Annotated in this window: 23 protein-coding genes; 18 read left to right on the plus strand and 5 right to left on the minus strand. The window is 43.5% G+C overall.

Annotated elements, in window-relative coordinates:
• Nucleotides 1-2: 2 nt before the first annotated feature.
• From thrC to I592_RS03925, 5 genes are all read left to right on the plus strand, one after another.
• Entirely contained in the window at nt 3-1,061 is a 1,059-nt protein-coding gene (thrC, locus tag I592_RS03910) for a threonine synthase (protein ID WP_010781519.1), read from the plus strand.
• Nucleotides 1,058-1,921 carry a homoserine kinase gene (gene thrB, locus I592_RS03915; RefSeq protein WP_010781518.1) on the plus strand — a complete coding sequence of 288 codons (864 nt, stop codon included), beginning with the start codon at nt 1,058-1,060 and terminating at the stop codon, nt 1,919-1,921. The genes thrC and thrB overlap by 4 nt, the downstream gene beginning before the upstream one ends.
• Nucleotides 1,922-1,926: 5 nt before the next feature.
• A complete protein-coding gene (locus tag I592_RS22270; protein WP_425268420.1) occupies nt 1,927-2,064 on the plus strand; it encodes a hypothetical protein in 138 nt (45 codons plus the stop codon).
• 450 nt (nt 2,065-2,514) lie between these two features.
• Nucleotides 2,515-3,786, plus strand: a complete 1,272-nt coding sequence (locus I592_RS03920) for an O-acetylhomoserine aminocarboxypropyltransferase/cysteine synthase family protein (RefSeq protein ID WP_010781517.1) — start codon at nt 2,515-2,517, stop codon at nt 3,784-3,786.
• A 3-nt stretch (nt 3,787-3,789) separates the two neighbouring features.
• Nucleotides 3,790-4,716 (plus strand): homoserine O-succinyltransferase, encoded by a 927-nt coding sequence (locus I592_RS03925; protein ID WP_010781516.1) that lies wholly within the window; start codon nt 3,790-3,792, stop codon nt 4,714-4,716.
• 78 nt (nt 4,717-4,794) lie between these two features.
• Here I592_RS03925 and I592_RS03930 read toward each other — a convergent pair whose 3' ends face one another.
• The 3 genes from I592_RS03930 to I592_RS03940 all read right to left on the minus strand — a co-directional run bounded on the left by I592_RS03930 (nt 4,795) and on the right by I592_RS03940 (nt 7,294).
• A complete protein-coding gene (locus I592_RS03930; protein ID WP_244265182.1) occupies nt 4,795-5,772 on the minus strand; it encodes an IS3 family transposase in 978 nt (325 codons plus the stop codon).
• Nucleotides 5,664-6,362 (minus strand): helix-turn-helix domain-containing protein, encoded by a 699-nt coding sequence (locus I592_RS03935; protein ID WP_010779997.1) that lies wholly within the window; start codon nt 6,360-6,362, stop codon nt 5,664-5,666. Before I592_RS03935 ends, I592_RS03930 begins: the two co-directional genes overlap by 109 nt.
• Before the next feature lie 77 nt (nt 6,363-6,439).
• A complete protein-coding gene (locus tag I592_RS03940; protein WP_010781515.1) occupies nt 6,440-7,294 on the minus strand; it encodes a pyruvate, water dikinase regulatory protein in 855 nt (284 codons plus the stop codon).
• A gap of 85 nt (nt 7,295-7,379) precedes the next feature.
• Here I592_RS03940 and I592_RS03945 point away from each other — a divergent pair, with 85 nt between their 5' ends.
• From I592_RS03945 to recO, 9 genes are all read left to right on the plus strand, one after another.
• Nucleotides 7,380-7,817: a Fur family transcriptional regulator gene (locus I592_RS03945; RefSeq protein WP_010781514.1), complete on the plus strand. Its 438-nt coding sequence runs from the start codon at nt 7,380-7,382 to the stop codon at nt 7,815-7,817.
• Nucleotides 7,818-7,955: 138 nt separating this feature from the next.
• The gene (gene rpsU, locus I592_RS03950) at nt 7,956-8,132 is read left to right on the plus strand and encodes a 30S ribosomal protein S21 (RefSeq protein WP_002356740.1); all 177 of its coding nucleotides are present in this window, start codon (nt 7,956-7,958) and stop codon (nt 8,130-8,132) included.
• Nucleotides 8,133-8,153: 21 nt separating this feature from the next.
• Nucleotides 8,154-8,600 (plus strand): GatB/YqeY domain-containing protein, encoded by a 447-nt coding sequence (locus I592_RS03955; RefSeq protein WP_010781513.1) that lies wholly within the window; start codon nt 8,154-8,156, stop codon nt 8,598-8,600.
• Nucleotides 8,601-9,184: 584 nt separating this feature from the next.
• Nucleotides 9,185-10,105, plus strand: coding sequence for a PhoH family protein (locus I592_RS03960; RefSeq protein WP_044926416.1), 921 nt, complete (start codon nt 9,185-9,187; stop codon nt 10,103-10,105).
• 15 nt (nt 10,106-10,120) lie between these two features.
• Nucleotides 10,121-12,325, plus strand: coding sequence for an HD family phosphohydrolase (locus I592_RS03965; protein WP_010781511.1), 2,205 nt, complete (start codon nt 10,121-10,123; stop codon nt 12,323-12,325).
• The gene (gene ybeY, locus I592_RS03970) at nt 12,325-12,798 is read left to right on the plus strand and encodes an rRNA maturation RNase YbeY (RefSeq protein WP_010781510.1); all 474 of its coding nucleotides are present in this window, start codon (nt 12,325-12,327) and stop codon (nt 12,796-12,798) included. Before I592_RS03965 ends, ybeY begins: the two co-directional genes overlap by 1 nt.
• Complete coding sequence (locus tag I592_RS03975; RefSeq protein ID WP_010781509.1) at nt 12,776-13,174, plus strand: diacylglycerol kinase family protein; 399 nt, start codon at nt 12,776-12,778, stop codon at nt 13,172-13,174. The genes ybeY and I592_RS03975 overlap by 23 nt, the downstream gene beginning before the upstream one ends.
• Before the next feature lie 32 nt (nt 13,175-13,206).
• A complete protein-coding gene (gene era / locus I592_RS03980; protein WP_010781508.1) occupies nt 13,207-14,106 on the plus strand; it encodes a GTPase Era in 900 nt (299 codons plus the stop codon).
• A gap of 59 nt (nt 14,107-14,165) precedes the next feature.
• Entirely contained in the window at nt 14,166-14,945 is a 780-nt protein-coding gene (gene recO, locus I592_RS03985; RefSeq protein ID WP_010781507.1) for a DNA repair protein RecO, read from the plus strand.
• 27 nt (nt 14,946-14,972) lie between these two features.
• Here the strand turns inward: recO and I592_RS03990 are convergent, their stop codons facing one another.
• Nucleotides 14,973-15,347, minus strand: a complete 375-nt coding sequence (locus I592_RS03990) for a hypothetical protein (RefSeq protein WP_010781506.1) — start codon at nt 15,345-15,347, stop codon at nt 14,973-14,975.
• Nucleotides 15,347-15,754, minus strand: coding sequence for a hypothetical protein (locus tag I592_RS03995; RefSeq protein ID WP_010781505.1), 408 nt, complete (start codon nt 15,752-15,754; stop codon nt 15,347-15,349). The genes I592_RS03990 and I592_RS03995 overlap by 1 nt, the downstream gene beginning before the upstream one ends.
• A 216-nt stretch (nt 15,755-15,970) precedes the next feature.
• Here I592_RS03995 and hisG point away from each other — a divergent pair, with 216 nt between their 5' ends.
• The 4 genes from hisG to hisB are packed head-to-tail and all read left to right on the plus strand — an operon-like array spanning nt 15,971 to nt 20,452.
• Nucleotides 15,971-17,530 carry an ATP phosphoribosyltransferase gene (gene hisG, locus I592_RS04000; protein ID WP_010781504.1) on the plus strand — a complete coding sequence of 520 codons (1,560 nt, stop codon included), beginning with the start codon at nt 15,971-15,973 and terminating at the stop codon, nt 17,528-17,530.
• A complete protein-coding gene (hisD, locus tag I592_RS04005) occupies nt 17,527-18,807 on the plus strand; it encodes a histidinol dehydrogenase (protein ID WP_010781503.1) in 1,281 nt (426 codons plus the stop codon). The genes hisG and hisD overlap by 4 nt, the downstream gene beginning before the upstream one ends.
• The gene (gene hisC / locus I592_RS04010; protein ID WP_010781502.1) at nt 18,804-19,862 is read left to right on the plus strand and encodes a histidinol-phosphate transaminase; all 1,059 of its coding nucleotides are present in this window, start codon (nt 18,804-18,806) and stop codon (nt 19,860-19,862) included. The genes hisD and hisC overlap by 4 nt, the downstream gene beginning before the upstream one ends.
• On the plus strand, nt 19,859-20,452 hold the full coding sequence (gene hisB / locus I592_RS04015; RefSeq protein ID WP_010781501.1) for an imidazoleglycerol-phosphate dehydratase HisB: 594 nt from the start codon (nt 19,859-19,861) through the stop codon (nt 20,450-20,452). Before hisC ends, hisB begins: the two co-directional genes overlap by 4 nt.
• The last annotated feature ends 3 nt before the right edge of the window (nt 20,453-20,455 follow it).

A 20,455-nucleotide genomic window follows, 5' to 3' on the forward strand; every position in this document is an offset into this window, starting at 1 on the left:
ACATGTACGAAGGTCTATTAAAGCAATACAAAGAATATTTGCCAATCACAGATAAAACGCCTCAGATTGCTCTAGCGGAGGGAAATACCCCGCTCATTCCTTTAAAGAATTTATCAGAAGAACTGGGGATTACCTTATATGGAAAATATGAAGGGCTGAATCCTACAGGATCATTTAAAGATCGCGGAATGGTGATGGCAGTTGCCAAAGCGGTAGAGGATGGTGCGAAGGCGATTATCTGTGCATCGACAGGCAACACGAGTGCAGCCGCGGCTGCCTATGCCACACGTGCGGGTATCAAAGCGTATGTCGTAATTCCTGACGGCAAGATCGCGATGGGTAAATTGGCCCAAGCGATTGCTTACGGAGCGGACATCATTTCGATCCCTGGAAATTTCGATGAAGCACTGAAGGCAGTTCGTGATATTGCTGAGACCGAAGCGGTAGCGTTAGTCAATTCAGTAAATCCATACCGCTTAGAAGGACAGAAAACAGCCGCTTTTGAAATCTGTGAACAACTAGAAAAAGCGCCAGATGTATTGGCGATCCCTGTGGGAAATGCTGGAAATATTTCTGCTTACTGGAAAGGGTTCAAAGAGTGGCATGAGAAAAAAGGAACAGCCTTGCCGCGTATGCACGGCTTTGAAGCCGAGGGGGCCGCTGCGATCGTGAGAGGTGAAGTCATTGAAGCGCCGGAAACGGTTGCTACAGCAATCCGAATCGGTAATCCAGCTAGCTGGAAGTTGGCCGAAGCAGCCCGCGACGAATCGAAGGGGCATATTGATTCAGTGACAGATGAGGAAATTTTGAATGCTTATCGCAAAGTTGCAGCACAAGAAGGTGTTTTTGTTGAGCCAGGCTCAGCGGCTTCACTGGCAGGTGTGATCCAGCACGTGAAAAATGGACGGATCAAGCCTGGTGAAACGGTAGTGACAGTCTTCACTGGAAACGGCTTGAAAGACCCAGATACAGCAATCAACGAAACAACGATTACGATTAATAAGATGAGTGACTTGGAGGACATGCGCCGACACTTACGTGAAGGAGTGGCTTCTCTATGAAAATCCGCGTCCCAGCCACTAGTGCAAACTTAGGCCCAGGATTTGATTCATGTGGTATTGCGCTCTCTCAGTATTTGACGATCGATATCGGTCCAGAAACAAAAAAATGGCAGATCAAGCATCAGTTAGGCAGTGAGATTCCTTCTGATGAACAGAATTTATTGATCCAAACGGCGTTAGATCTTGCGCCCAACTTGACACCGCACCAGATCACGATGACTTCAGACATTCCGATCGCTCGAGGTCTGGGCAGCAGTTCATCCGTTGTTGTAGCGGGAATCGAACTAGCGAATCGACTAGGAAATCTAGGGATGACGCCGCAAAGAAAAGTGACTTACGCGACAAAAATCGAGGGGCATCCAGACAATGTCGCCCCAGCAATATGCGGTGATTTTGTAGTGGCGAGTTATAACAATAATGAAGTGAATTTTGTGAAACATGCCTTTCCTGATTGCGATGTGATTGCCTTCATTCCAAATCATGAGTTATTGACCTCGGAAAGTCGCGCTGTTTTACCCAAAGAAATGTCTTATCGAGATGCGGTAAAAGCCAGTTCAATCGGGAATGTTATGATCGCAGCAGTTTTAAACGGCAATTTGCCCTTAGCTGGAAAAATGATGGAGCGAGACATTTTGCATGAAAATCACCGCCAGCATTTAGTTCCTCATTTGAAGAAAATTCGAGAGTTTTGTAAAGTTTATGGCGGGTACGGCAGCTTTTTAAGCGGTGCAGGTCCAACAGTCTTAGTTTTGACACCGCCTGAGAATACAGAAAAACTGGTCACAGCCTTGAAAGCCTTTGACCATGAAGCAATGATCGATGTGCTTTCTGTTGAAAAAGAAGGCGTCCAAATATTTTAATTGCGTTGAAGAGAAGAGTACAAGGAATCGGACTTGACAGAGAGCTTCGGGAATTGAGAAGAAGCAGCAGCGATTCATTGGAAGATGGCCTTGGAGCAATTGTCTTTACCAGACACGGGAATGCCCGTTACAGCAGTTCGTAGCAATACGACACAAGATCAGTCTTGCAAGAGACTGGTAAACTAAGGTGGTACCACGGCACTCCCGTCCTTTCAATATGAAAAGACGGGAGTTTTTTGTGAGTTTCACTTCCTGCTTCAGTAGGATAGTGAAATTATATGCGTATGAGAATCATGCATTTTTCTGCTCTTTAGAAAAATGGCTCTTCTAACTCGAATTAGCTGTCAGTTCTGCTTTTCGCAGTTTAGTACAATTCGACCAGGGAATTGGGCCTTAGAAAATGTATGGAATAACTCGTTTAGCAGAATGATATGTCGAAGAAGATAAGAATAAATTTTGTAAAAAATTTATACCTCAATTGGATTCTGAATCGACTGTGAGCCTCAGCAGGATAGTGAAATCATATGCGTATGAGAATCAAGTATTTTATTAAAATAAATGAAAAAATCAATCGAAAACAGGAGGAAATAATTATGGAATTTGAAACAAAATGTTTACATGCAGGCTATCAACCGGAGAATGGGGAACCTCGGGTGCTCCCAATTGTTCAGAGCACGACCTACGCTTATGAGTCTACGGAAGAGATCGGAAAATTGTTTGATTTGGAAGCAGCCGGCTATTTTTATACTAGGTTGGCGAACCCAACGACAGGTGCAGTGGAAGCAAAAATCGCAGCGCTTGAGGGTGGGGTGGGCGCTTTATGTACATCTTCTGGTCAAGCAGCTACCTTCTATGCGGTATTAAATATCTTAGAGGCAGGCGATCATTTGATTTCTTCCAGCTACATCTATGGCGGGACCTACAACCTATTTGCCCATACATTCAGAAAGATGGGTATCGAAGTAACTTTTATCGATCAAGATGCTTCAAAAGAAGAAATACTGAAGGCGGCGAGCCCAAACACTAAAGCTATTTTTGGTGAAACGATCGCTAATCCTGCGGTGAAAGTTTTGGACCAAGAAAAATTTGCGACGATCGCCAAAGAATTAGCTGTTCCCTTTATTATTGATAACACGTTTGCGACGCCATACTTCTGTCGTCCTATCGAATTTGGTGCAAATATCGTTATCCATAGTACAACAAAATATTTGGATGGTCATGCAGTGCAAACAGGTGGCGTGATTGTGGATGGCGGAAATTTTGATTGGAACAACGGAAAATTCCCGCAGCTTTCGGAACCAGATGAAACGTACCACGGAATCGTATACACAGAAAAATTTGGAGAAGCTGCTTATATTACGAAAGCGCGTGTTCAACTGATGAGGGATCTAGGAGCGACACCGTCTCCGCAAAATTCATTCCTACTTAATCTTGGCATGGAAACTTTGCCGGTTCGGATGGATCGTCATTATGAGAATGCATTGACGATTGCGAACTTTTTAAACCAGCAGCCGGCGATTAAAAAGGTTTATTATCCCGGATTGGAAAGCGATGAAAATTATGAATTGGCTCAAAAATATGTTCCAAACGGATTATGCGGGGTGATCTCAGTTGAGTTTGCAGATGGGAAAGAAACAGCAGCGAAATGGTTAGATGCGCTAGAATTAGTGTCATTAGAAGTTCACGTAGCAGACATACGAACCTGCGCATTGCATCCTGCAACATCGACACATCGTCAACTGACGGATGAAGAACTGCATCAAGCGGGAATTTCTCCAGGATTGGTTCGTGTATCCTGTGGGATTGAGAATGTAAAGGATATTCTTGCTGACTTGCGCCAAGCTTTTGACAAATTGGAGGGGTAATGTATGCCGATTCGTTTGAAGCCAGATTTTCCAGCAACGTCTGTTTTAGAATCTGAAGATATTTTTGCGATCGATAATTCTCGAGCGGAGCATCAAGACATTCGTCCACTGAAATTAGTGATCTTGAATTTGATGCCGAATAAAATCGATACCGAAATCCATCTGCTGCGATTGATTAGTCAGAGCCCTTTACAGATCGATGTGGACTTTTTAAAGGTAGCAAGCCATGAGCATAAAAATACAAGTAAAAATCATTTAGATAAGTTTTATCTGGAGTTTTCACAGGTGAGAGAGTCTTGCTATGATGGGTTGATCATCACGGGCGCTCCGATTGAACAAATGAGGTTTGAAGAAGTGGATTACTGGTCGGAGCTGGTAGAAATTATGGCATGGAGCCAGACTTCTGTAACGTCGGTCGTGCATATTTGCTGGGGAGCACAAGCCGGTTTGTATTATCACTTCGGAGTGGAAAAGGTTCCCTTTGAGGAGAAGTTGTTTGGAATCTTTAAACAGGACATTGAACACCACTTTCGTTTATTTAGAGGCTTTGATGACCGTTTTTGGATGCCGCAATCTCGTTATACGGGAATCAATGAAGAGCAAGTTCGTCAGAAAAAAATCAAGGTAATCGCCAAAGATGAGAACGAACGATCAGCGATCTTGATCTCTGAAGATGAGCATGACATTTTCCTAATGGGGCATTTCGAGTACGCAACGGATACCTTGGAAAAGGAATACTTACGGGATCATGAACGTGGATTGGACACGGCCAAGCCTGCAAATTATTATGAGAACGGGAAAATCTACAATTATTGGCGGGCTCACGCACAGTTGTTTTATCACAACTGGCTAAATGACGTCTATCAAATAACTCCGTATCGTCTAGAGCGGATTCGTGAATTACAAGAAGAAAGAAAGCTGAGATCGTAATGAAGTGCTCCCTGTCAAGTAGACAGCCAAAAAACAAAAATTATACTATTCAGGAATCGAGTGACTCGATTCCTGTTTTTATGCGGCTTGCCTTCTGAATTCGTTTGGTGAAAGCTCATTTAACGCTTCAGAGTAGCGATAATTATTGTAGTACCGCATATAACTACTGACAGATTTCTTTAGTTCATCAAAGCTTTGATAGCTTTCTTGATAGAATTTTTCTTCTTTAAATGTTCCCCAAAAATGTTCGATCGGTTGATTGTCCAGGCAGCGACCGACTCGAGACATACTTTTGGTGAATTTATAGTTTACTTGGAGTGCTTTGTAATCATAAGAGGTGTATTGAAACCCGCGATCACTATGAAGCAGCGGTCTGACGCCAGGATTCTTACGCATGGCTTTTTTTACAGTATCCATGACAAGTGGATTATTATTGGAATGACCGAGCTTCCAAGAAACGATCGAGTGATCATAAAGATCGATGATCGCACTCAAATAAGCCTTTCGGCCATTGCCGTATCTCAATTCAGTAATATCCGTACACCATTTTTGATTGGGCTTTTCAGCGATAAATTTGCGGTTTAACCTGTTTTCTGCAACGTTAGCTTCCGTTGCTTTTACATAGGTCGGACGCTTTTTCTTGATCACTGCTTTAATCCCAAGTACTTTCATTAGGCGGTAATAACGTTTCTTAGAATAGTTTTTCTTGAATGTTCGATTCAGTTGAATACGAATTTGCCGATACCCGATAGCGCCTTTTTTACTGTCATATTTCTTCTGGATCTCTTTTGCCAGTTTTCTGTTTTCAAGTTCTTTTTTTGAGGGTTTCCACTTCAACCATTTATAGTAAGAAGAGCGTGCGATCCCAGCCAATTGACAGAGATTCGTGATTGAATAGTGCTTCTCTTCATGCAGTTCTGAAATCGTTTGATAGAGTTCCACGTTTCTTACGAACGTGAGGACCGGTTTCGCCGTTGAATCTCTTGTAACTTTTTTGCGAAGTCGTTCTCCATTTCTAAATGCTTGTTTCGTGCTTCCAGTTCTTTTACTCTTAATTTCAACCGCTCTTCTTCGGTTAAGAACTCGCTTGATTTGTTTCGTCCACGATTGTCTTTTAGTGCTTCTTCTCCGTGTTGCTGGTATTTCTTTACCCAAGAGTACACTTGTTGGTAAGAGACATCATATTTTTCGATCGCCTGTGCGTAGTTCAGTTCATTAGCGATTGTATATTGAGCGATCTCGATAAGCTCTTGATAGGTGGTTTTACGTCCTTTTTTCATGGTTTTGGGTACACTGCCTTTACTTGTTGATTTTAGTGTTTCCCCATTAGTATAGCGTGAAACCCATCTTCTTAACACAGAGGTCGAAGAAATTTGAAAAAACGTCGTTGCTCGATAGAGAGACATTTCTTCATTTATGACAGCCAAAACAGCCTCCTGCTTTTGTCCACTATCGTACTGATTCCACGTTGTTGCTTCTTTTAGTCCCTCGATTCCGTCATCATTATATTTACGAATCCAATTGTTTATCGTCGTCCAAGAAAGGGAATGCTTCTTAGCGACACTGTTCACACTACGACGTTTATCCATCACTTCTGAAATAATTTGAAATTTTTCTTCTGGAGAATAAATACTTCTCTTTGACATACAAAAACTCCCTATAAAGTAGACTTGGATTTTTGTTTTTTCCTTGTCTACTTTATAGGGAGCGTATCATAAAGATCTCAGCTTTCTTCTTCCATAAAGTAATAACTATGGTCTTCTAAATCTAAGGCACTCATGATCATAGCAGCAGTCTCTTCAATAGAGAGTGTTGCAACATTGATGATTTCACAGCCCAATTTGTGATAAAGCTCATTGGCAAATTTGAGTTCCGCTTGGATTTTTTCACGATCGGAGTAAGCTGTTTCAGGGTTCAATCCATAGGCACGCATGCGTTCTTTACGGATACCGATCAGCACTTCTGGATCATTTGTCAATCCGACTATTTTTTTCGGATCAATTTCAAAGAGTTGTTTTGGAATATGCGCTTGCGGTATCAACGGCAAGTTGGCGACCTTTAAGTTTTTATTTGCTAAATATAAACTTAATGGCGTTTTTGAAGTTCTGGATACGCCAAGCAGCACAACATCTGCTTCTAAAAATCCGCGGGGGTCTTTTCCGTCGTCATATTTGACTGCAAATTCCATCGCTTTGATCCGTTTGAAGTAATTTTCATTTAAATGGTGCAAGGCACCTCGTTCGCCCGTCGGTTCAAGATGTGCTCGTCGGCCGATCTCACTGACGACAGGATTCAACAGGTCCATTGTAAACAGGTCTTTGTCTTCACAAAATTCCTTTGCGATTTTTGCTAATTTTGGATCGATCAATGTATAAATGATCATACCGTTTTCGGCTTTTGCATCATTTAAAGCTTTCATCAATAATTCTTCCGTGTGAACAAAGGTACGACGGAAGAGACAAAATTCTACGGTAGGGTATTGTGCCATCGAGGCTTGGGCAAGCTTAGATGCAGTCTCCCCAGCAGAATCGGAGATGATGAAAATAGTGACTAACTCATTTTGTTTTTCGCTATTCATAAAAATAATCTCCCTTGCAATCAAGAATAATTTATTATACCATATTGTTTATTCGGAATCATTACACTTTGAAACGAGGGATACCATGACACAGACGACTTTATTAGAAAAGGCCTTGTCGAAGGTAAAAGAAAATGGCTTTAAATACACAAAAAAACGTGAAACATTACTCGATTATTTAATCAAATCCAATCGCTATGTTGCTGCTCGTGAAGTCTATGATTATTTGAACGATCAATTTCCAGGATTGAGCTATGATACCGTCTATCGTAATTTGAGAGAATTTTGTGAAATCGGCCTGATCGAGGATACTGAATTACAGGGTGAAATGAAGTTCCGATTCAGTTGCAGTGAAAATTTTGAGCACCATCATCATTTTATATGTACTGTTTGCGGAATGACGAAAGAGATCCACATGTGCCCAATGAACTTTTTTAAAGAACAACTGGATGGCTGTGAAATTGAAGGACATCGCTTTGAGCTATACGGCCGATGTGAAAAATGCCAAAAAGTTAATGAATAAATTAAGAATTAAAATTCTTCAGTGCCTTGACTCAAAATAGCCCATTGGATATAATAACTTATGGACGGTCTTGTTGTTTGGAAGTACATTTCAATAACAAAAACGGTTACATTTCAAGCCCGGAGGGAGGGAATTTATATGTCAAAAACAGTGGTTCGTAAAAATGAATCTCTTGACGATGCTCTTCGTCGCTTCAAACGTTCCGTTTCAAAAGCAGGGACTCTACAAGAATCTCGCAAACGTGAATTTTATGAAAAACCAAGCGTGAAACGTAAGAAAAAATCAGAAGCAGCTAGAAAACGTAAGAAATTCTAGTCTGTGAACGGAGTGATTCTATTGTCACTACTTACTACCTTGAATGAAGACATGAAGCAAGCGATGCGAGCAAAAGACAAAGAGACTTTGCAAGTGATCCGGATGCTTAAAGCTTCGATTCAAAATGAGCAGATCAAAAAAGGTCAGGATTTGAACGACGAAGAAGAACTGACAGTTTTATCTCGTGAGATGAAACAGCGTCGAGACTCTTTAGCCGAGTTTGAAAAAGCTGATCGCACCGATTTGGCCGATAAAGTCAAAAAGGAAATCGTAATTGTTGAAAACTATTTGCCGGCTCAGCTTTCTGAAGAGGAGATCCGTGCAATCGTTACAGAAGCAGTTGCAAAAACAGGAGCGACTTCACCAAAGGAATTTGGTAAAGTGATGGGCGCAGTGATGCCGAAAGTCAAAGGTAAAGCCGATGGCAATCAAGTCAATGCAATCGTTAAAGAGCTTCTAAATAAGTAAGCAATAATGAAAGCCGAGAGAAGAATCTCTCGGCTTTTTTTGTCAGTCCAACTTTTCGCAGTCTAACAAAGTATGAGGTCAAAAAAAGTTGATAAAATTCAAACAGTGAGCAAGCTGTTTAGTTGGATGATATGCGTACGAAAATAAAATCTTTTTTCCTGCCCTTGGAAAAATGAATTCATATGGAATGAGCTAGCTCTCGTTATGCTTCTATAGTTTGCATAACTTGAGCAACATGAATGGATATTGGTAGGTGTAGAAAAAGGCATGTAAAGGGAGAAATCTTGGTTAGGCTCTTGAAAAATGGAAGTCATCTATTATAATAGGGGAACTCTAATCAAGAAAGAAATTTGGTCAATCCCTCTCATTATTCGTAAGTGACGGGATTTAGCTGGAAAATGACTCATTTTTTTAGTAAGCTCACTTGTTTATTAGGTTGTTTTTAACTAAAGTTTAGACAATTTTTCTTTTATTTAGAGTGTGGTATTATAAGAAGGAATGATTTACGAAGGGATGAGCGCTTGTTGAATAGCAACGATTTTGAGTCGTTAGAAATAAAGCTTGATGGGAAAGATGACATCAGTATGCTTTTAGGTACCCATGATAAGCACATAAAATTTTTAGAAGACAATACAGAAACGACGATCAATACTCGCGGTGAAATGATCCAGATTATTGGACCAAAGGATGAAACCAAGCTGGTGGGTGATGTGATCCGTACATTGCAATTGCTGATTGATCGCGGCATCAAGGTGGCTACGCCTGACGTCATGACCGCATTGCGTCTCGCACGCGAAGATCACTTGGATGAATTTATTATGATGTATGAAGAAGAATTGCTGAAGGATCGTAATGGGAAGCCTATTCGCCCTAAAAATATTGGGCAGAGCCGCTATATTGCAGCCGTACGAAAATCAGATGTAGTATTTGGTGTTGGCCCAGCCGGAACTGGGAAAACGTATCTGGCGATCGTGATGGCTATTGCTGCGTTGAAAAAGGGAGAAGTCCAACGCATTATTTTGACGCGTCCAGCAGTAGAAGCAGGAGAAAGTCTGGGCTTCTTGCCAGGCGATTTAAAGGAAAAGGTAGACCCGTATTTGCGTCCGATGTACGATGCGCTGCATCAAATTTTTGGTGTAGAGCATACCAACCGTCTATTAGAGCGGGGCGTCATCGAGATTGCGCCTTTGGCTTATATGCGTGGACGTACGTTAGATGATGCGTTCGTTATTCTAGATGAGGCGCAAAATACGACGATCTCACAAATGAAGATGTTTTTGACGCGCCTTGGGTTTAATTCTAAGATGATCGTCAATGGAGATACTTCTCAGGTGGACCTTCCGAGAGGCCAAGTCAGTGGTCTGATCCATGCGGAAAGAACGTTAAAGGGAATCAAAAAAATTCGCTTCGTAAACTTTGAAACGGGGGATGTTGTAAGACACCCGGTTGTTGCAGAGATCATTGAAGCCTATGAACAAGAGAACCTACGACACCAAGAAAAGTAGTCAGGAGGGAATTGAATGTTAAATCAACCAATCAATAACTTGCTGAAAAAGTTAGGTTCAAAATTTATACCGATCATTTTAGTGATCTTTTCAACGATATTGGTCTTGACGATGCTTACTAGCGTGCTTCAAAAGAGCGTGGACTACAAAGAAGGTCAAGTTGCTACGGAGAGTATTCGGGCCAACAAAACGATTGAAAACAAAGCGGAGACGGATCAGAAACGTCAGCTTGCTGCCGAGGCGGTAACGCCTGAATACACGTACCAATCGGATCTTGCTCAGACGCAGCATGACCGTATCAGCCAATTGATCGGGATTATTCAAAAGGCAAATAACGAGTTAGATAAAAATTATCAAACCAAAGTTTCTCAGGCAAAGGACGGCGAAAAGGTCCCTCAGCCTACTGTTGATGAACGTGTAGCGGCAGTGAAGAAAAATTTTGAAGGGTTAGACCCTGATACTGTATCCTTTTACCAAGAGCTTCCCGAAGACTTTTACCAAGCGGTCGTACAATTGGGTACGAGTGATTTGAACAAGGTCGGAACGGAAAGCTTGAAGTTGTTAGATGAACAAATGATGAAGCGGATTCGCCAGAGCGACCTTGCTGAATACAAACAGCAAGCGATCGATAAGATCCAAGCGTTAAATCTGACGGATGAAGCAAACCAAGCGATGCGCTATTTATTGGAAGAAGGCATCGTCATCAATGACTCTTTGAACCAGAAGCGAACAGACGAGCTCAAGGAACAAGCCAGTGAATCTGTTCAGCCAGTCATGATCTTTCAAGGGGAAGTAATCGTTCGTGAAGGCAGTCAAATCGACGCGAATGCTATTAACAAGTTGAAGCTGCTAGGCTTGACGAGTTCAAGCACCTCGGTTTTTCCATTGATCGCAATGATTTTAGCTGCTGTTTTACAAGGGGTGCTTCTATGGTTTTACAGTCGTCAATTTGAAGTGGAGTTTCAACGTGTACGCTTCATTTTATTCTATAGTGCGACAATGACTATTGGTGTCATTATTATGAAGATCTTGCAATCCTTCCAAGGGAGTACGTCGAATAATCTGGCGCTGTTTTTCCCAGCAGCCTTCATGCCGTTGATCTTGACCGTCTTTGTCAATCGACGGGCGGGCGCTTTGGCCGCAGTTTTTCAAACGGTTTTTGCGTTGTTTATTTATTACAAAGCCATCGGTACGAACATGCTTCCTGTCATTTTGATGACGTATCTCTTTTCTGGAACATTGGCTGTAATGGTGAAACAAAAACGGTTGTCTGACCAAGTAAAACAAGCGATGCTGTGGATCGTGGCCTTCCCGATTGTTTGGTCGATCATATTGAGTATTTACCAAGGGATGTCCTTTATGGACAGTCAGACATGGGGCCTGTTGCTGGGAGCATTCGCTGCTAGCATGCTGTCCTTTATCATGGGCATGGGGCTTCAACCGTATATAGAAATTCTAGTGACAGACAGTGGTGTGATCACGCTGAATGAGTTAAGCAACCCGAACCATCCGTTGCTGAAGCAATTGTTGGAGGAGGCGCCGGGGACGTACCATCACTCAATGATGGTCGCCAATCTTAGTGCCAATGCGGTAGCAGAGATCGGCGGACGTTCACTGCTGACACGAGTGGCTTGTTATTATCACGATATCGGTAAGATTCGTCATGCGAATTTCTTCGTTGAAAATCTTCCGACGGGGGCTGAAAATCCCCACAACTTCCTGTTGCCGGAAGACAGTAAGCAAATCATCTTCGGTCATGTGATCGAAGGCGCGAAAATTTTAAAAAAATACAAAATGCCGCAAATGGTCATTGATATTTGTTACCAGCATCACGGAACGACGTTGATGAAATTCTTCTACTTTAAAGCAAAAGAGCGGAATCCTGAAACAACCGAAGCGGAATTTCGTTATCCAGGACCGAAGCCTCAAACGCGTGAAGCGGGTGTGGTAAACATTGCCGACAGTTGTGAAGCAGCAGTCAGAGCAATGGACCATCCTTCGATTGATAAGATTACGGATTTTGTCCATAATTTAATCGAAGAACGGATCAGCGACGGACAACTGGATGATTCTGGGTTGACGTTGAAAGAGATTCGAATCGTTGAGAAATCATTGATCAGCGGATTGAGCTCCACGTTCCATTCACGGATCAAGTATCCAAGAATGCAATCAGAAGCTGAAAAGATGAAAGAAGAGCAAGAGAAAAAAGGGGCAGAGTAATGGATATTACTTTTATTGATGAAACAGAGCAGGTCTCTGAAGAAAAAATACAAGAAATCGATGGTGTACTGCAATTTGCGGCAGATTATTTAAAACTACCGGAAGATACAGAAATGTCTGTGACGTTTATGGACAACGCGGCGATCCAAGTCATCAATCGCGACTATCGCGGCAAAGATGCACCGACCGATGTCATTAGTTTTGCACTGGAAGAAGAAGGGGAAAACGAGGTTCCGATCATCATGGATGAAGAAAATCCGATGCCGCGGAACCTGGGCGACATCATGATCTCTACAGAACGTGCGCGAGAACAAGCAGAAGATTACGGGCACAGTTTTGATCGTGAATTAGGATTTTTAGCCGTACACGGTTTTTTACATATCAATGGGTACGACCATATGACTCCTGAGGATGAAAAAGAGATGTTTGGTCTACAGAAAGAGATATTAGATGCCTATGGACTTAAAAGATAAACCCGAAAAAAACAAACATTTTGTTACCTCTTTGGAATTTGCGATTCAGGGGATCAAAACCGTCTTCCAAGAAGAACGCAATATGCGGGCCCATGTCGTTTTTGGGCTGATGGCGATTCTCGTAGCTTTTTTATTAGGAGTCTCCGTGTTGGAGTGGCTCTGGATATTTTTGGCGGTCTTCTTAGTTTGGATCGTTGAGATCATCAACACGGTATTTGAGAATGTGGTGGATATGGTGACCGATTGCCACTTCCATCCAATCGGAAAAAAGATCAAGGACATGGCCGCAGGCGCAGTGTTGGTGACGTCACTATTTGCGATCATCGTTGGTGTGATCATCTTTTTACCAAAAATCATTGAGCTTTTCTTTAAGTAAACTGTACTTAAGGTTCAGAAAGGAACATTTACATGTCAGAACATAAATCAGGCTTTGTGGCAATCGTTGGCCGTCCGAATGTGGGCAAATCAACATTGCTGAATCGCATCGTCGGGCAAAAAATCGCCATTATGAGTGATAAAGCGCAAACGACAAGAAATAAGATCCAAGGGGTATACACGATACCTGAAGCACAAATCGTATTCATCGATACACCCGGCATCCATAAGCCTAAGCATCGTTTAGGAGATTACATGGTGGAGATGGCTTACAGTGCACTAAGAGAAGTGGATGCGATCATGTTTATGGTCAGTGCTGAACAAAAGCGCGGCCGTGGGGACGACTTTATTTTGGAGCGCTTGAGCAAACAACAAGTGCCTGTTTACTTAGTGATCAATAAGATCGATACGATCCATCCAGATGAATTGTTAGCGATCATTGATGATTATCGTACGATCATGGAATTCAAAGAGATCATTCCAATCTCCGCAACGGAAGGAAACAATGTGGAGCATCTGCTAGAGGTCTTGGTAGATCAAATGGATGAAGGACCACAATACTTCCCTGATGATCAAATCACTGACCATCCAGAATACTTCATTGTATCCGAACTGATCCGTGAAAAGGTCTTGAGTTTGACACGAGACGAGGTACCGCATTCTGTCGCGGTCGTTACAGAGTCGATGAAACGTGACGAGAACGATAAGGTTCATATTCAAGCGACGATCATCGTGGAACGGACGAGTCAAAAAGGGATCGTTATCGGAAAAGGCGGCAAAATGTTGAAAAACATCGGGACGCAAGCCCGCAAAGATATTGAAACACTCTTGGCTGATAAAGTGTATTTAGAGTTATGGGTCAAAGTTCAAAAAGATTGGCGCGATAAACAAACGTATCTGCAAGATTACGGGTATCGCAAAGACGATTATTAATGGATCGAAGCTTCACGAATTTTTCGTGGAGCTTTTCTCATGAAATTGGAGGGACATCTATGGCACAAATCGGCGAGACGAAGGGGATCATCCTATTCAGTCGTGATTACAAGGAAAAGGACAAGCTGATCAAGATTTTTACTGAATCTGCTGGGAAGGTGATGTTCTTTGCCAAAGGCATTCATCGGGCGAATAATCCGTTGCAGACGGCTGTTCAACCCTTCACCGAGGCTGTCTTTATCGGGAATTTGAAAACAGACGGACTGTCCTTTCTCAACAGTGCAAAGGAGATCCATCCGTTGCGGAAGCTGCAGGAGGACATCTTTCTAAATGCCTATGGGTCCTATATTTTAGGGCTAGCGGATGCGGCGATCGAAGACCATGTCTATGATCCAGCGCTTTATGGCTTTACAAGAGAAGCGTTGCAGCGAATGAATGATGGTGAAGACGGCGAGACGATCATGAACATCTATGAAATACAGATCATGCAGCGTTTTGGAGTCTCATTGAACTGGCAGGCTTGCGGAGTCTGCGGCAAAAAAACGGGCGCGTTTGATTTTTCATCGAAGTATAACGGGATCTTGTGTCAGGAGCATTGGGATCTAGATCCTCATCGCTACCATGCAGATCCGAGAGCAATTTATTTTCTTCGGATGTTCAATAGTATCACCTACGAAACGATCAATACGATCAGTCTAAAACCGGAAACAAAAAAAGCGATCCGGCAAACGCTGGATCAATTGTATGAAGAATATATCGGATTGCATTTAAAAAGTAAAAAATTCATTGATCAAATGAGTGAATGGCAAGATGTTTTAAAGCCAAAAGAGGAAGAATAAGCTGCTGTACCAAATCGGTGCGGCAGCTTATTTTTTTGTCTTCAATCGTTTGCAAATAGCAAACCAAGAAAGGCTGCCAAAGAAGGATAGGAAACAATAGAGAAAAAGCATTTCTCCCGTTAAGTGATTCTGATAGAGGATAGCCGAGGCGAATGTCCCAGTGATCAAAAAGTAAAAGAAGTAAACGAGTAACCTTGCTCTATTCGTCCAATCCGTCTTTTTCTCAATGAGATAGGAAAAGGGTAAGAAAAAAAGAACGACGGCAATCGAAAAGGCACGTTTCGCTGACCAGCCGTGTAGAAATAAGTCGCGGAACGAGTCAAATAGAAGTGCTGCAACAAATACCCCTAGAATTAATAAAAGGTTTTGGTCTGTTCTTTGTTTTACATGTCGCTGTGGCATTAGACATTCTCCTGTCTAGTTCTTTTGGATGACAGAGTAGCTGTGAGCAGCCAAGATAAGCTGCCGATAAAAAGTGCCAGGATCGCAAGTAAGAAGACCGACGTGTGATCAACGAGACTTTTCTCAAAAATACTTTGAAGGATCAATGTAATGAAGGAAAGGAGAAAGCAAATAAGGAATTGTCCAGTTTTCTTTTTCGTAAAGTTTGAAGCGAGAAGGCCAATAGAGTAGAACCAAATCAAACTAAAAATATAGCTGAGATTGGAAAGGAGAGGCGCACCTCTGAAAAAATTTACGATTCCTTGCACGGCAGACAACGTAACGATCAGTAGCAGGATAGACAACTTCGGATTCTCTGCAATAAATAACTCAAATCTATGATGTACTCTTTTCAATGATGCAAACATAATGATCCCTCCTAACGTATTGCTAAAAGTATAGCAGAAATACTGGGCCTTTCGGATAGAAATTCTGAGAATCGGCTATTGAAAAAAGAATTCTTTTTTTGTGTGATTTTCCTAAAAGTAGAAAGCTTCACAGGTTTCCATTGCAATTTTATGATAAAGTGATTAATATGGTTAGAAAAAACTAATCTAAATCCAATCAAATCAAGGAGTGATAGTGTGGAAGAATTATGGGAAGTCCTGAGATCAGAAGAACAAATCGAATTAGAGTTAAGAAAGTTGTATACTCAGCATCATTTTCATCCCTATCACTTAAATAATTTCGAAGAGTATAGCAACTATCAGCAAAGCTATAACTTTTTACGAAATTCTTCCATTATAACGTTTACGGGAAATGACGGGCGAACCATGGCTCTGAAACCCGATGTGACGCTTTCGATCGCGAAAAATACACCCGCGGGAGAGGCACGGAAAGTTTATTATGTCGAGGATGTCTATCGCCACGACCGCCAGGCGGGGGAATACCAAAAAATTTATCAGATCGGTTTAGAGATCATTGATGAGATTACTTGGGAAGACCAATTGGAAGTACTGAAGCTGGCTTGGGAGAGCTTGGCTCAGGTGGGGGAAGGCACGCTGGATCTTTCCCACATGGGGATCTTGAATGGCATCTGCGAACGCTTCCCAGAAGAGGACCGTCCGAAAGTGCTGGATTGTTTACGGGACAAGAGTTCTCACGGAATGGATACCTTAACGAAAAAAGCTGGCTTGTCTGATGAAGAATCGGAGCATTTGGCGAAGCTGGTGCGTTTGTCGGGAGATTTTGAAACGAAATACCAGCGAGCAAAAGTATTATTGGCAGATTATCCGCAAGCACAAGCTGGATTAGAAGAATTGAAGCAATTGTACAAGGCTTTACAGGAGGACAACCTCTCCAACAAGATTCGTCTGCGGCTTGATTTTTCTATCATGAACGATGCCGACTACTATAGCGGCTTGCTGTTTCAAGGCTTTATCAAGGAAGCACGGGAGACTATTTTATACGGCGGCCGTTATGATCGCTTGATGAGTCGGCAGGGCAAGGATCAAGGGGCGATCGGCTTTGGGATGAAGCTGAATCATGTGGGTCAGAAACTGCCGGATGACACGCAGGACTCGGATTATTTAAATATTGCCTTACCGAAAGGGCGGATGGGCGATGCCGTTTATGACCTGTTCACCAAAGCAGGAGTGGCTTCAGAGGGTGTCTTTGAAGAGAATCGTAAATTGATTTTTTGCGACGAGAAGAATAAACTGCGCTTCTTCTTGGTAAAGCCTAGTGACGTTGCTATTTACGTAGAGCATGGAGCCGCGGATATCGGGGTTGTTGGCAAGGACATTTTATTGGAAAGCAAAGCCGAAGTCATCGAATTTCTCGATCTGCACATGGGGGAATGCCGGTTGGCGGTTGCCGCGCATAATGATTTTGAGGAAGATTTTTCTCGACCGTTACGTGTTTCAACGAAGTATCCTCAGATTACTCGAGAATACTACGAAGGACTGGGACGTTCGGTGGAACTGATCCACCTGCACGGCTCTATCGAGTTGGCGCCGTTGCTGGGACTATCTGATGTGATCGTGGACATTGTCGAGACAGGAACCACTCTGAAAGAAAATGACCTAAAAGTGATTCAGGATATTGCGCCGTCTTCGGCACGCATGATCATCAACCATGCGACGTGGCGCTTCAAACAGGAACGCATCCAGCGAGTGATCGAGAAGGTGAGGGAGCAGCTATGAGAGTTTATTCGACGGAAAAGGATCAATTAACGGCTATTTTGTCGCGAAGCTATTCTGAGACAGCAGATGTTTCAGCGGTAGTGACGAAAATTATTGCACGCGTGCAAAAAGACGGCGATCAGGCATTGTATCAGCTCATCGAAGAAATCGATCAGGTGACATTGTCGTCGCTAGCTGTCACGGAGGCTGAGATCGAGGCGGCCAAGTCGGCGGTTTCGACAGAATTGCTAGAAGTGATGACGCAGGCGAAAGAGAATATTTTGGCGTTTCATAAGAAGCAGGTTCGTCAGGGGTTTGTTTCGACGGAACCCAACGGCGTGGTGATGGGACAGCGAATCAGTCCGTTGGCACGTGTCGGTGTGTATGTACCTGGTGGAACAGCAGCCTATCCTAGTACGGTGTTGATGGATGTACTGCCGGCAAAAATAGCCGGAGTCAAAAAAATCGTCATGATCACGCCTACAGACCATGAGGGCAATGTCCCTGCTGCTATTTTGGCGGCGGCTTCTATCGCGGGCGTGGACAATGTGTACAAGGTTGGCGGCGCGCATGGCGTAGCGGCGCTTGCTTATGGAACAGAAACGATTCCCAAAGTCGATAAAATCGTCGGACCGGGAAATATTTACGTAGCGACTGCTAAAAAGATGGTGTACGGGGAAGTCGATATCGACATGATCGCCGGCCCCAGTGACGTATTGATCGTTGCGGATCATACAGTGAATCCGCGTTGGGTCGCAGCGGATCTTTTAGCTCAGGCGGAGCACGATAAATTGGCTCAAGCGATTCTGGTGACAACGGAAGAAGACTTGATCGACGATGTCCAGGCAGAAATCGCTCAGCAATTGGCGACGCTGCCGAGAAGAGCGATCGCGGAAGCGGCCATTGAAACCAACGGGAAGATCATCTTGGTGAAGGATCTGGCTGAAGGACTGTCGATCGCGAATCAAATCGCACCGGAGCATCTCGAGTTAGCGGTGGCAGAGCCCTTTGCGCTGTTAGGAAAAGTAGAAAATGCCGGGAGCGTCTTTTTAGGGCACCATACGCCAGAGGTTTTAGGGGATTATTTTGCTGGTCCGAACCATACGTTGCCGACAGAAGGAACGGCGCGTTTTTACTCGCCATTGTCTGTCGATGACTTTGTAAAGAAGAGTAGCTATTTGTATTACACAGAAGAGGCGATGCGAGAAGCGGCTCACGCGGTGGAATTATTTGCGGAGACGGAAGAGTTGATGGGGCACGCGCGGTCGATGAAAGTACGAAGAGGTGAAGAGGCATGACATTTTTGAACCAAAAATTTCAGGAGCTGGTTCCTTATACGCCAGGTGAACAGGTGGATGAGGAAAGCTTCATCAAATTGAATACGAATGAAAGTCCGTATCCGCCTGCGCCTAGTGTTCAAGCAGCAGTTGCCGAAGCTTCTCAAACATTGAATCGGTATTCCGATATCGCGGTAGAAGCGGTAGCCAAGCCATTGGCGGAATATTTAGGTGTGGAGCAGAATCAGCTTTTTCTAGGAAATGGCAGCGATGAGGTCCTTTCGTATCTTTTCCAAGGCTTTACTGAAAAGGGCATCGCTTTCCCTGATGTGACCTACGGATTTTATCAAGTGTACAGCGGCTTGTATCATGTGGATGCGACTGTTGTTCCTTTGAAGGAGGATTTTTCACTTGAGTTGACGGATTATGATGCGTTGTCAGGAACCGTGATTTTTGCGAATCCAAATGCGCCAACGGGAATTTATTTGTCACAAACCGAGATCTGCGCCTTTATCGAAAAGCACCCTGAACGTTTGGTCATCGTGGATGAAGCCTATATCGATTTTAGCGGCGAGTCTATGGTGTCTTTGATCAATCGCTATAAAAATTTATTGGTCGTGGGCACCTTCTCCAAATCACGTCAGTTGGCTGGCGCGCGCTTAGGCTTTGGTGTCGGAAATGCGGCGCTGATCGCAGATATGAATCGCCTGCGTTTCAGCTTGAATCCTTACAATATCAATAGCCTGACCCAAGCTGCGGGTGGCGCTGTCTTGCAGGAGCAGGCCTATGTAAATGAAAAGATTCAAGAAACGATCCAAGTAAGAGAATGGACCAAGCAGGAATTGACGGCCCTTGGCTTTGAACAAACAGACAGTCAGGGGAACTTTCTCTTTGCGAGGCATCCAAAAATGGCTGGGGAAGCACTCTTCCAAGCCTTGAGAGAACGGAAAATTTTAGTCCGCTGGTTCAATCAGCCACGGACGAAAGAATATTTGCGGATCACTGTGGGAACGCAAGAACAAATGGAACAATTGGCAGCGGCTTTGAGAAGCATATTAGAAGAGGTGAAGGCATGAGACAAGCAGAAGTAACGCGCAATACATCGGAAACGAAGATTCAATTGATCTTAGCAGTAGACGGTACTGGACAGCAAACCATCAAAACGGGTGTCGGTTTTTTGGATCATATGCTGGAATTATTTGTACGCCATGGACGCTTTGATCTTGATCTGGTCTGTGACGGTGATATTGAAGTGGATGCACACCATACGACAGAGGATGTAGCCATCGCGATCGGTCGGGCATTTTCCGATAGCTTGGGGGAACGTCGCGGGATCAAACGCTACGGCAGTATGTTGTTGCCGATGGACGAAGCCCTAGTCATGGCAGCGATCGATATCAGCGGACGCGGGATGGCGGTCGTCGAGCTGGACATTCCTAGTGAAAAGATCGGTCAGCAGTTTGACACTGAATTGGTCGAAGAATTCTTCATCGCTTTTGCTCGGGAGATCGGCGCAACCATCCATTTGCATCAAATCGCCGGTAAGAACAGCCACCACATCGTGGAAGCCTGCTTCAAGGGTTTTGGGCGGGCACTGGGTGAAGCAGTGGCGATCAACCAAGCCGCACCAGATGAGATCCCATCGACAAAAGGAACGATAAATTAAGGG

The sequence above is a fragment of the Enterococcus gilvus ATCC BAA-350 genome, assembly GCF_000407545.1.
In the GTDB taxonomy this organism is placed as follows: Bacteria; Bacillota; Bacilli; order Lactobacillales; family Enterococcaceae; genus Enterococcus_A; species Enterococcus_A gilvus.